This is a genomic window from Streptomyces antimicrobicus (assembly GCF_020532625.1).
In the GTDB taxonomy this organism is placed as follows: Bacteria; Actinomycetota; Actinomycetes; order Streptomycetales; family Streptomycetaceae; genus Streptomyces; species Streptomyces antimicrobicus.
This window is the reverse complement of record NZ_JAJAUY010000052.1, coordinates 26,286-38,055: the sequence shown is the minus strand read 5'-3', so window position 1 is coordinate 38,055 and position 11,770 is coordinate 26,286. Positions and strand designations below refer to the sequence as shown.

The window sequence follows — 11,770 nt, the reverse complement described above, 5'->3', positions numbered from 1 at the left end:
GCGGTCGCCGCGCTCCTGCCGGTCCTGGCGCTGCCGGGGCGCGCCGCCGCCGGCGCGGTCGGCCGCGTCGTCGTCCAGGCGCAGGGTCAGCGAGATCCGCTTGCGCGGGATGTCCACGTCCATGACCTTCACGCGGACGATGTCCCCGGGCTTGACCACGTCACGCGGGTCCTTGACGAAGGTCTTCGACATCGCCGAGACGTGCACCAGGCCGTCCTGGTGGACGCCGACGTCCACGAAGGCGCCGAAGGCGGCCACGTTGGTGACGACGCCCTCAAGGACCATCCCGGCCCGCAGGTCGCCGATCTTCTCGACGCCCTCCTTGAACGAGGCCGTCCGGAAGGCCGGGCGGGGGTCGCGGCCGGGCTTCTCCAGCTCCCGCAGGATGTCGGAGACGGTGGGCAGGCCGAAGGCCTCGGTGACGAAGTCGTCCGGGCGCAGCGAGCGCAGCACGGCGGTGTTGCCGATCAGCGCCGCGACCTCGCCGCCGGCCTTCTTGCCCATGGCGCGCACCACCGGGTAGGCCTCCGGGTGCACGCTGGAGGCGTCCAGCGGGTCGTCGCCGCCGCGGATGCGCAGGAAGCCGGCGCACTGCTCGTACGCCTTGGGTCCCAGGCGCGGCACGTCCTTGAGGGCCTTGCGGCTGCGGAAGGGGCCGTGGGCGTCGCGGTGGGCCACGATGTTCTCCGCGAGTCCGCCGCTGATGCCCGACACGCGGGCGAGCAGCGGCGCCGAGGCGGTGTTGACGTCGACGCCGACGCCGTTGACGCAGTCCTCGACGACCGCGTCGAGGGAGCGCGAGAGCTTCACCTCGGACAGGTCGTGCTGGTACTGGCCGACGCCGATGGACTTCGGGTCGATCTTGACCAGTTCGGCGAGGGGGTCCTGGAGGCGGCGGGCGATGGACACGGCGCCGCGCAGCGACACGTCCAGGTCCGGCAGCTCCTGCGAGGCGAAGGCGGAGGCGGAGTACACCGAGGCGCCGGCCTCGGAGACCATCACCTTGGTGAGCTTCAGCTCCGGGTGGCGGGCGATGAGGTCGCCGGCCAGCTTGTCGGTCTCGCGGGAGGCGGTGCCGTTGCCGATGGCGATCAGCTCCACCTGGTGCTGCTCGGCGAGCCGGGCGAGCTTGGCGAGGGCCTCGTCCCAGCGGTTGGCCGGGACGTGCGGGTGGATGACGTCCGTGGCGACGACCTTGCCGGTGGCGTCGACCACGGCGACCTTCACCCCGGTGCGGAAGCCGGGGTCCAGGCCGAGGGTGGCGCGGGTGCCGGCGGGGGCGGCGAGCAGCAGGTCGCGCAGGTTCGCGGCGAAGACCCGCACCGCCTCGTCCTCGGCGGCCTGGCGCAGCCGCAGCCGCAGGTCGATGCCGAGGTGGACCTGGATCTTGGTGCGCCAGGCCCAGCGGACCGTGTCGGCGAGCCACTTGTCGCCGGGGCGGCCCTGGTCGCGGATGCCGAAGCGGCGGGCGATGATCGGCTCGTACGAGGAGGTGCCGGGGACCGCCGCGTCGTCGGGGGCCTCGGGCTCCAGGGTGAGGTCGAGGACGTCCTCCTTCTCACCGCGGAGCATGGCCAGCACCCGGTGCGAGGGCAGTTGCGTGAACGGCTCGGCCAAGTCGAAGTAGTCGGCGAACTTGGCGCCCGCCTCCTCCTTGCCCTCGCGGACCTTCGCGACGAGCCGGCCGCGGGTCCACATGCGCTCGCGCAGTTCACCGATCAGGTCGGCGTCCTCGCCGAACCGCTCGGTGAGGACGGCCCGGGCGCCCTCCAGGGCGGCGGCCGGGTCGGCGACGCCCTTGTCGGGGTCCACGAAGGCGGCCGCGGCGGCGGCCGGCTCGACCGAGGGGTCGGCGAGCAGGCCGTCGGCCAGCGGTTCCAGGCCGGCCTCGCGGGCGATCTGCGCCTTGGTGCGCCGCTTGGGCTTGAACGGCAGGTAGATGTCCTCCAGCCGGGCCTTGGTGTCGGCCGCGTTGATCCGGGCCTCCAGCTCGGCGTCGAGCTTGCCCTGCTCGCGTACGGATTCCAGGATCGCCGCGCGCCGGTCCTCCAGCTCGCGCAGATACCGCAGGCGCTCCTCCAGGGTGCGCAGCTGGGCGTCGTCGAGCATCTCGGTGGCTTCCTTGCGGTAGCGCGCGATGAACGGCACGGTGGAGCCGCCGTCGAGCAGCTCCACTGCGGCCTTGACCTGCCGCTCCCGTACGCCGAGCTCCTCGGCGATCCTGCCTTCGATGGACGTCGTCACGATCCGGTCCTGCCTTCGTCTCCTGCGGGAAGGCTGTCATTGTGGCAGGTGGGGCCGACAGGACCGGACATGCGGAGCCGACCGGTCGCTCAGGCCTTGCCGAACAGGTCCGCGGGGAAGGCGCCCGCCTTGACGGCCCGCAGGACGAAGCCGCCGCCGAGTTCGGTGAGGCGGGCCAGGCCCTCGGCGCCCAGGTGCTCGTAGGGGGCGGCGTCGAGGCGGTCGGTCTCGGCCTCCAGCCGCTCGCGCAGCGCGCGGCCGTCCTCGGTGAGCTCGCTGTCCGCGTCGAGCACCCCGCGCCCGCGCAGCCGGTCCTTGGCCGCGTCGAGGTCGTCCTGGGTCCACCCGCGGGTGTCCTGGAGCCACTTGCCGGACATGCCCTTGCCGGTGGCGCTGTGGCTGACGAGGGCCTCGACGGGATCCAGCCCGACGGCGAGCAGGGCGACCACGTGGCCGTCGCCGCGGTGTTCGCGCAGCAAGGTGGTGGCGTGCCACAGCCGTAGGTGCGGCGCGTCGGGCACGGGCAGGTCGGCATGGGCGGAGTAGAGCGGCCGGGCGTGCCGGGTGCAGCCCTCGGCGGCGCGCAGGGCGAGCTCGGCGGCCTCGGCCAGCTCGGCGGAGGCCACGGTCTCCTCGCCGAGCAGCCGGCGCAGGGTGGCGTCGGCGGCGCGGTAGCGGGCGGCGACGGCCTGCTCGGGGGTGATGGTCTCCCAGACGGCGGGCAGGTGCCGGGAGAGCAGCTCGTGGCTGTAGTTGTAGAAGGTGGCGGCGACCACGCCGGGGCCGACGGCCCCCATCGCGGCGGAGCGCGCGGCCAGGTTGGCGGCGCTGGTGCTGCGCACGCCGAGGGCGGCGAACTCCTTGAAGGTGTCCGGGGAGAAGTAGACGGTGGCGTGCAGCGGGTTGATGGCGGCGTGCCAGGCACGGCGGGCGGCCTGCGGCGGAAGCGTCATGCCCGGCATACTAAGCGACTGCTTGGTACGTCGAACAGCCCCGGCCCGGCCACGGGCCGCGCGCCCGCCGGGCCGGCGGAGGCGCCGGGAGCGGTGCGGCTCGGGCACGGGGGGCGCGGCTCGGGCGCCGGGGGCCCGGCTCGGGCACGGGGGGCGCGGCTCGGGCAAGGGGCGCCGGGCGTCGCAAACCAAGATCATGACGGCTGAATGGCGATCGTGTGACAGCAGGGGCCATGGACATGACCCGGGGCTCCAGGGGTGAATACGGTCGAACGGAACCGCCTCTCCTACCCCTTGGAGCATTCGTGTACCGCAGAGCAATCGCCCCGTCCGTGCTTGCCGCGTCCCTGCTGCTGGTGATCCCGGCCTCCGCGGCGAGCTCGGTCCCGGGCGCCCCGGGCATCGGTGACCCCTACTACCCGGCCAGCGGCAACGGCGGCTACGACGTCTCGCACTACGACCTCCGGCTCACGTACCAGCCCACCACCGACCTGCTGCAGGGCACGGCCACCCTGCTGGCCACCGCCAAGCAGGACCTGTCGCGCTTCAACCTGGACTTCGGCCTCCAGGTCAGCGAGGTGCGCGTCAACGGGCTCAAGGCGGCGTTCGCCCGCAGCGGCACCCAGGAGCTGGAGGTCACCCCGGCCTCCCCGGTCAAGCGCGACAAGCCGCTGACCGTCGTGGTCAAGTACGCGGGCAAGCCTTCGGAGTTCAAGGTCGACGGGTGGACCGCCTGGCACCGCACCCCGGACGGCGGGGTCGCCGCACAGGAGCCGGATTCGGCCATCTGGTGGTTCCCCAGCAACGACCACCCCTTGGACAAGGCCACGTTCGACGTCTCCGTCAACGTGCCCGACGGCACCCAGGCCATCAGCAACGGCGTGCTGCAGTCGCAGACTTCGCGGCTGGGCTGGACGCGCTACAACTGGCGGTCCAACAAGCCGCAGGCGACGTACCTGGCCACGCTCGCCATCGGCAAGTTCGACATCACCACCGCCACCACCGCGAACGGCCTGCCGATCGTCAACGCGTACAGCAAGGACCTCGGCGACCACGCGGGTGCCGCACGCGCCAGCATCGAGCGCACCGGTGAGGTCACCGAGTGGCTGGAGGGGGTCTTCGGCCCGTACCCGTTCAACGCGCTCGGCGGCTACGTCCCGAACGTGACCAGCGGCTACGCCCTGGAGACGCAGACCCGCCCGTTCTACAGCCCGCGCCAGTTCGCCAACGGCGCCAACGTCTCGGTGGTCGTCCACGAGCTGGCCCACCAGTGGTACGGCGACAGCGTGTCGGTCGACGGCTGGAAGGACATCTGGATCAACGAGGGCTTCGCCCGCTACGCGCAGTGGCTGTGGTCGGAGAAGGAGGGCGAGGGCACCGCGCAGGAACTGGCCGACTGGGCCTGGTCGTCGCGGCCGGCCGAGGACCCGTTCTGGCAGGTCAAGCCGGGCGACCCGGGCCCGGAGAACCAGTTCCACGGGGCGGTCTACGACCGCGGCGCCATCGCCCTGCAGGCGCTGCGCAACGAGATCGGCGACGAGAAGTTCTTCGAGATCCTGCGGGGCTGGCCGACCGCGCACGCCTACGGCAACGCCAAGGTGGGCGACTTCGTGCGGTACGCGGAGAAGATCTCCGGCAAGCCGCTGGCCCAGCTGTTCGAGACCTGGCTGTACACGCCCGGCAAGCCGGCAGCGCCCTCCCCCAAGTCCGCGGCGGCCACGGCGCGTTCGTTCGCGGCGCCGACGGCCCAGGTGGAGCCGAAGTCATGGAAGAAGATCGCCGCGACCAACACGGTGCACGACCACGACCACGACCGCGGCCGCGGGCACGACCACGGGCACTGACGCGCGGTCGGCGACAGGCGCCCACCACGGGCGCCCACCACGGGCGGCTACCCCGGGCGGCTGATCACAGGCGGTTGATCACGGACGCGCCGGCACCTCGTCCCAGGTGCCGGCGCGCCACCGCGCCCGCGCCTCCCGGGCCAGCGGCAGGTAGCGCAGCCGTTCCGGCAGCAGCGGCACCACGACCCGTACGACGGCACTGAACCGGCGCAGCTTGCGCTCCTGCGCCGGGGTCCACTCCAGGCCGACGGCGGCGCGGGCCTCGGGCGGCATGTAACCGGCGGTGACGAAGGCCCGCAGCCGCAGGAACCACACGCGCAGCACGGGCCACGTCAGCCGCAGCAGCAGCCGTACCGGCCGGGAACCGACCTTCGGGCAGGGCAGCGGGACGTCGGTGGCCACCAGCTCGCGGGCGACCGCGGTGGGCTCGATCTCCTCGGCCAGCATCCGGCGGTAGTACGGCCAGTACTCCTCGATGGTCTGCGGCATGTCCCGGTCGCGCAGGCCGAGGATCCGGCCGATCTGGAGCCACTCCTGGTACAGCCGGCGCTCCTGGGCCGGGGTGAGGGGCCGCAGCAGGTACCGGCCGGCGTGGTGGTAGATCGGGAAGCCGGTGGCGTGCACCCAGGCGTAGCAGGCCGGGTCGAGGGCGTGGTAGCGGCGGCCCCGGGTGTCGGTGCCCTGGATGTCGCGGTGCAGCCGGCGCACCCGGCGGCCCTCCTCGGCCGCCTGCGCGCCGCCGTACGTCCACAGCTGGACGGAACGCAACGAGCGCTCGCCGCGGCCCCAGGGGTCGGTGCGGAACACCGAGTAGGAGTCGACGCCCGCGGCGACGGCCGGGTGGGCGACCTGGAGGGTGAAGGCGGCGGGCAGCATCAGCAGCTGCCGGACGTCCCCGGCCAGGGTCCACAGCACTCCGCCGGGCGGGGGCGGCGCGGGCTCCGCCCGGCGCCGGGCGGCGGCCTCGCGGGAGGCGGCCTCGGGCCGCTCGGGGGGCTGTGTCGTCTCCATGGTCCCAGTATGCGAGGAACGTGCCGGGCCCGGCCGGGCAGGGTGCGCGCCGGGCTGCCGTGCTCCCGTCAGAAAGTCTTGTCACGGGTGTTACCCAGAAGTAACTGGGGCTGCTTGTATGGCGCCGTCGATCTCACCCCCCAAGGTCACGGGAGACCCCATGCCGTTCTCCAGCGCGCGCACCAAGGCCGCCGTCGCGTTCGCCGCGTCCGCGGTCACCGCCGCCCTGGTCGCCACCGCCACCCCGGCGGCGGCCGACGGGACCGCCGCCGCGGCCACGCCGCGCGTGAGCGTCCTCACGTACAACGTCTTCCTGATGAGCAAGAACCTCTACCCCAACTGGGGCCAGGACCACCGCGCCGCGCAGATACCGAGGACGTCGTTCTTCCAGGGCCACGACGTGGTCGTGCTCCAGGAGGCCTTCGACAACTCCGCCTCCGACGCGCTCAAGGCGAACGCGGCCTCGCAGTACCCGTACCAGACCCCGGTGGTGGGCCGCGGCAAGAGCGGGTGGGACGCCACCGGCGGCTCGTACTCCTCGACCACGCCCGAGGACGGGGGCGTGACGATCCTCAGCAAGTGGCCGATCGTGCGCAAGGAGCAGTGGGTCTACAAGGACGCCTGCGGCGCCGACTGGTGGTCCAACAAGGGCTTCGCGTACGTGGTGCTGAACGTCAACGGCGCGAACGTGCACGTGGTCGGCACCCACGCGCAGTCCACCGACCCCGGCTGCGGCGCGGGCGAGGCGGCGGAAATGCGGGCGCGCCAGTTCCGCACGATCGACGCCTTCCTCGACGCGAAGAACATCCCGGCGACCGAACAGGTCTTCGTGGCCGGCGACTTGAACGTGGACTCGCGCACCCCCGAGTACGCCGCGATGCTCTCCCACGCCGGCCTGGTCGGTGCCGACAGCCGCACGGGGCACGCGTACTCGTTCGACACGGCGGACAACTCGATCGCGCGCTACCGCTACCCGACGGACCCGCGCGAGGACCTCGACTACGTCCTGCACCGCGCGGGCCACGCCCGGCCGGCCGCCTGGAACAACGACGTGATCAAGGAGCAGACCGCTCCGTGGACGGTGAGCAGCTGGGGCCAGAGCTACACCTACACCAACCTCAGCGACCACTACCCGGTCACCGGCTCCTGACGCCCCGCGCGGCCGTCCCCGCCCACGCGGGGGCGGCCGCCCGTCCGTCCGTCACCCGGGCAGGTGCGCCACGACCAGCGCGAAGGCCTCCTCGGCCGTGGCGGCCTCCCCCAGCAGGCCCTCGCCGTGGCGGACGACCTCGTACCCACCGCATACCCGGGGGTAGACGACCGGGACTTGCTGGTCGGGCGGGTAGCCCGTCCACCGGCTGAGCCCCAGCACGGCGTGGCTGACCGAGGGATACAGCACCCGCAGCCGCGGCTGGGCGTAAGCGGCCCTCACCATCTCGGGATCGATCGCGTCCGAGGGGTAGCCGAGCACGGCCCGCCACTGCTCGGCAACCACCTCGGCGGCACCGGCTCCGCTTCCGTTCTCGTCGGCGGTCATGTCACCCCTCACTTCTTGTGCTTCGGCAGCTCGGACAGGTCCGGCTGGATCTCCAGGATGTCGGGCTTGGGAACGTGAACCTGCTTGAAGCCCCCGTCGCCGACCTGGGTGTACCAGTCGACGGACTCCCAGGAGCACCCGGGACGCTCGTCCTCGGGGTTGGAGGGTACGCCGAAGAACGCGACCCACTGTTCGCAGACGTTCCAGCTGTCCACCGACCCGCTGTTCATCGGCAATCGCCCCTCTTCCACCGCTTCTCGGGGTTTCGACGCGTTCGGCGGCCCACCAGTCGGCGGCGGCGCCGGTGGCGACTGCCCGCACAGCGAGCTCGGCGGTCCGCGGACGAGCCCGGTGCGGGCCAGGTCCGGGAGTCGCGGCGGGCTGTCAGGCGTGCACCGCCCGGCGGGAGACGCCTGTGCCCCGCCGGGCGGGGATGACGCCGATCTCCCGACGAACCTCCGACTCAGGTCACCAGGGGCTCTCCTCGTACAGGCCGTCGAGCTCGGCGGCGTACATGGTCCGGACGATCCGGCGGCGGAGCTTCATGGTCGGGGTCAGTTCACCGGACTCGGGCGACCACTCCCGCGCCAGGAGGCGGTAGCGCTTGATCTGTTCCGTGCGGTTGAGGCGGGAGTTGGCCGTCTCCACCGCGCGGGCGATCTCCTCGCGGACCGCCGGATGGTCGGCCAGGGCGGCGAGGGAGGGGGCCTCGATGCCCCGGGACGCGGCCCAGGCCGGGGCCAGTTCGGGGTCCAGGACCAGCAGGGCGACCAGGTACGGGTGGCCGTCGCCGTGGACCAGGGCCTGGCCGATGAGCGGATGCTCCTTGACGGTGTTCTCCACCAGGGCCGGGGAGACGTTCTTGCCGTTGGAGGTGATGATCAGCTCCTTCTTGCGGTCGGTGATCCACAAGAACCCGTCGGCGTCGAGGCGGCCGACGTCACCGGTCGCGAACCAGCCCTCGGCGTCGCTCGCGCCCTCCACCGATCCGTCGGACCGCAGATAGCCGTCGAACACCGTCGCGCCCCGGGTGAGGATCTCGCCGTCCTCGGCGATGCGCAGCTCCAGGCCCTCGATGGGGCGGCCCACCGACCCGAGCCGGAAGTCGTCGGGGCTGTTGACGGTGCACACGCCCGAGGTCTCGGTCAGCCCCCAGGCGTCCATGATCGTGACGCCGAACCCCGCCCAGAACCGCACCACGTCCAGCGGCATCGGCGCGGTGGCGCTGGCCGTCCACACCAGGCGGTCCATCCCGGCCAGGCCCAGCAGCGGGTCCAGCACCCGTTCCTTGGCCCGCGCGTACGCCTCGGCGAGCGCGGGCGGGACCTCCTCGCGGCGCTCGCGGTGGCCGGCGTGGGCGCGGGCGAGCTCGTTGGCCTCCGCCACCGCCCGGCGCTGCTCCTCGGGCAGCCGCGCCAGTACGGCCCGTACGGCGGCGGCGAGCTTCTCCCAGACCCGGGGCACGCCGAAGAACTGCACCGGGCGCAGCTCCCGCACCGCGCCGGCCACCAGCGCCGGGTCGGCGCACAGCCGGACGTGCGCGGCGCGCAGCAGCGGCAGGTAGATGCCGAGGATCCGCTCGGCGATGTGCGCGAACGGCAGGTAGCAGAGGTGCTCGGCGTGCTCGGGCAGCTCCACGCGCCGGTCCAGGCGGACGGACTGGAGCAGGATGTTGCGGTGGCTGAGCCGGACCCCCTTGGGGACGCCGGTGGTGCCGGAGGTGTAGACGACGGTGAGCGGGTCCTGCGGGCGGGTCTCGCGCCAGGCCTTCTCGAAGGCCTCGGAGTCGAAGCGGCGGGCGCCGGCCGCGTAGAGGGCGCCGTACGTGGTGTGCGGCCCGGCCTCGGCGGGCTCGGCGACGACGAGGCGCTCCAGCTCGGCCGTGGGGTCCCCCAGCAGCGGCTCCCAGCGGGGCAGCTCGCGGGCGCCCTCGACCAGGGCGAGCCGGGCCCGGCTGTGGCGGGCGACGTGGGCGACCTGCTCGGGCGCGGACGTGCCGTAGACGGTGACGGGGACGGCGCCGAGGTGGACGAGGGCGAGGTCGGTGAGCCAGTGCTCGGGGCGGTTGCCCATCATGATCAGGACGTGGTCGCCGCGCTGGACGCCGAGGGCGGCGTACCCGGCGGCGAGGACGGCGACCTTGCGGCGCACCTCGGACCAGCTCAGGGTGGTCCAGGCCGCTTCCGGGGCGGTCCGCCAGGACAGGGCGGGCAGCTCGCCGTGGTCGGCGGCGTTGCGGGCGAGCAGGGCGGGGAGGGTGATCTCGTCGGGGCGTCCGGGCAGTGGCAGGTTCGTCGGCATGGGCAGCTCCTGGCCGTTTCACATCGTTGGTGCGACAGCAATACTGTTGAACCTGAGGCGCAGATCAGAGAGCGAGAGCGAGGCACAGCCGATGAGCAGCCAGGCGCAGGAGTCCACGCCCACGCTCACGCTGACCGTGGACGAACTCGCCGCGCGAGCCGGTGTCACCGTCCGTACCGTACGGTTCTACAGCACGCGCGGGCTTTTGCCCCCTCCCGTGATCGGTCCTCGTCGGGTCGGGCACTACGGCCCCGAGCACCTGTCCCGGCTGGCTCTGATCGAGGAACTCCAGCTGCAGGGCATGACCTTGTCGGCGATCGAGCGCTACCTGGACGCCCTGCCGGACGATCTGAGCGCCCACGACCTGGCCATCCACCGGGCGCTGGTGGCCAGCTGGGCACCCGACCCCGAGCAGGAGACGTCCCGGGAGGAGTTGGAGAGACGGGCCGGGCGGGCCCTGTCGGACACCGACGTCCGGCGGCTCACCGCGATGAACGTGATCGGCCCGGCCGGCGACGGCTTCCGGGTGGACCCCGCCCTGCTGCGGCTGGGGGTCGCGCTGCTCGACGTACCGATCTCGCACGGGACGATCCTGGCGGCCCGGCAGGTGCTGATGGAGCACGCGCGGGCGACGGCGCACGAGCTGACGGCGCTGTTCCGGGACGAGGTGTGGGGGCCGTTCACCGAAGGGGAGGACGACCCGGAGCGGGTGGAGTCGATGAAGGCGCTGTCGGCGCACATGCCACCGCTGGTGGTGCAGGCCCTGGTCACGGCCTTCCAGCGGTCGCTGCGCGACGAACTGCGGGCGGCGTTCGCCTCGGAGTCCGAGTGAACACCGCCCGCTGTCGGGCGACTTGCCGCCTCACACGCCCTGGCCCCGTCCGGCTCACACGCCGCCTTCGATGATCGACCAGCCCGAGGAGACGTTGTTCAGCGGGCCGACGTTGCGGTATCTGCCACCGGTGAGCGTCGAGATCCAGGCGGTGCCGTCGGTCTTGTAGAAGAACAGGCTGTCCGCGGTCCGGCCCACGGTGTTCCACACGCCCGACGTGCCGGTCGCACGGAAGGAGCCGACCCTGCCGTCGGCCGCCCTGGCCACGTGGTACCGGAGCTCGGAGCCGTTCCTCGCCATGCCCATGACCGAGTCCTCGGTGGCGACGAGCGTTCCGAGGAACACGTCCCCGTCCCTGTTGCCGACGTGCGTGTAGACGCCGTCCTGGAGCCTGCCGTACCCGACGTTGCTCTTGGGGAACTCGGTCGAGCCCTTCCTGGCGGTCGTGGCGACCAGGGTGTCGCACGAGGCGGCCATGAACGCCCAGCCCTTGCTGAAGTTGTCGTACGTGCGCACCTGTTGGAACCGGCCGTCCGTCAGCGTGCCCGTACCGCCGTGTCCGGTGGCGGAGTTGTAGGCGATCACCGAGTCGCCCGACGCCTCCAGGTGCGTCCACCCGGTCGAGAAGTTGTCGTAGGTCTGCACCCGCCGGTACCGGCCTTCGGTGAAGGTGCCGGTCTCCCCGGCCCCGGTGTCCGCGTTGTACAGCAGCAGGGAGTCGCGGCTCGCGGCGGCGTGCGTGTACCCGGCGGGCAGGCGCAGCGCGCCCGTGTACCGGTAGTGACCCGCAGACAAGGTGGCGGTGCCCGCCTCGCCGCTGCCCCTCTTGTAGAAGAGGATCGAGGTGTTCTGGGCCGTTTCGTCGCAGTACGGCGACGCGGCCGCCGCGGGTGTCGCCGGCACCGCCGGCAGGACGGCCAGCGAGGCGGTGGCGCATGCGGCCACCAGGGCTTTCCTCATGGTTCACCCCGTTCTTCGCACGTGAACAGGTGCTCCCCCAAGCCGTGCACGGTCAGGTGGAGGACGCGTGCCCGTCCATCGTGCGCCC

10 protein-coding genes are annotated in these 11,770 nt (G+C 72.7%); 3 read left to right on the top strand and 7 right to left on the bottom strand.

Going from position 1 to position 11,770, the window contains the following annotated elements; genetic code table 11:
* Both LG632_RS15415 and LG632_RS15410 read right to left on the bottom strand, forming a co-directional pair.
* Positions 1-2,244, bottom strand: a 2,244-nt coding sequence (locus LG632_RS15415) for a Tex family protein (protein WP_226727675.1), incomplete at its 3' end; no start/stop codon positions are given.
* 89 nt (positions 2,245-2,333) lie between these two features.
* Positions 2,334-3,206, bottom strand: coding sequence for an SCO6745 family protein (locus LG632_RS15410; protein ID WP_445271389.1), 873 nt, complete (start codon positions 3,204-3,206; stop codon positions 2,334-2,336).
* A 296-nt stretch (positions 3,207-3,502) separates the two neighbouring features.
* Here LG632_RS15410 and LG632_RS15405 point away from each other — a divergent pair, with 296 nt between their 5' ends.
* Positions 3,503-5,041, top strand: a complete 1,539-nt coding sequence (locus LG632_RS15405; RefSeq protein ID WP_226727671.1) for a M1 family metallopeptidase — start codon at positions 3,503-3,505, stop codon at positions 5,039-5,041.
* Between the two features lie 78 nt (positions 5,042-5,119).
* Here LG632_RS15405 and LG632_RS15400 read toward each other — a convergent pair whose 3' ends face one another.
* On the bottom strand, positions 5,120-6,052 hold the full coding sequence (locus tag LG632_RS15400; RefSeq protein WP_226727669.1) for an oxygenase MpaB family protein: 933 nt from the start codon (positions 6,050-6,052) through the stop codon (positions 5,120-5,122).
* A gap of 160 nt (positions 6,053-6,212) precedes the next feature.
* On the opposite strand from LG632_RS15400, the gene sph reads away from it, so the two are divergent.
* Entirely contained in the window at positions 6,213-7,202 is a 990-nt protein-coding gene (gene sph / locus LG632_RS15395; RefSeq protein WP_226727667.1) for a sphingomyelin phosphodiesterase, read from the top strand.
* 51 nt (positions 7,203-7,253) lie between these two features.
* On the opposite strand, the gene LG632_RS15390 is transcribed toward sph, so the two are convergent.
* The 3 genes from LG632_RS15390 to LG632_RS15380 all read right to left on the bottom strand — a co-directional run bounded on the left by LG632_RS15390 (position 7,254) and on the right by LG632_RS15380 (position 9,890).
* Positions 7,254-7,589: a DUF6193 family natural product biosynthesis protein gene (locus LG632_RS15390; RefSeq protein WP_226727665.1), complete on the bottom strand. Its 336-nt coding sequence runs from the start codon at positions 7,587-7,589 to the stop codon at positions 7,254-7,256.
* 8 nt (positions 7,590-7,597) lie between these two features.
* A complete protein-coding gene (locus LG632_RS15385) occupies positions 7,598-7,819 on the bottom strand; it encodes a hypothetical protein (RefSeq protein ID WP_226727663.1) in 222 nt (73 codons plus the stop codon).
* Positions 7,820-8,057: 238 nt separating this feature from the next.
* Positions 8,058-9,890 (bottom strand): AMP-dependent synthetase/ligase, encoded by a 1,833-nt coding sequence (locus LG632_RS15380; protein WP_226727662.1) that lies wholly within the window; start codon positions 9,888-9,890, stop codon positions 8,058-8,060.
* A 91-nt stretch (positions 9,891-9,981) separates the two neighbouring features.
* Here LG632_RS15380 and LG632_RS15375 point away from each other — a divergent pair, with 91 nt between their 5' ends.
* Entirely contained in the window at positions 9,982-10,722 is a 741-nt protein-coding gene (locus LG632_RS15375) for a MerR family transcriptional regulator (protein WP_226727661.1), read from the top strand.
* Positions 10,723-10,776: 54 nt separating this feature from the next.
* Here the strand turns inward: LG632_RS15375 and LG632_RS15370 are convergent, their stop codons facing one another.
* Complete coding sequence (locus tag LG632_RS15370; protein ID WP_226727660.1) at positions 10,777-11,682, bottom strand: hypothetical protein; 906 nt, start codon at positions 11,680-11,682, stop codon at positions 10,777-10,779.
* Positions 11,683-11,770: the final 88 nt, after the last annotated feature.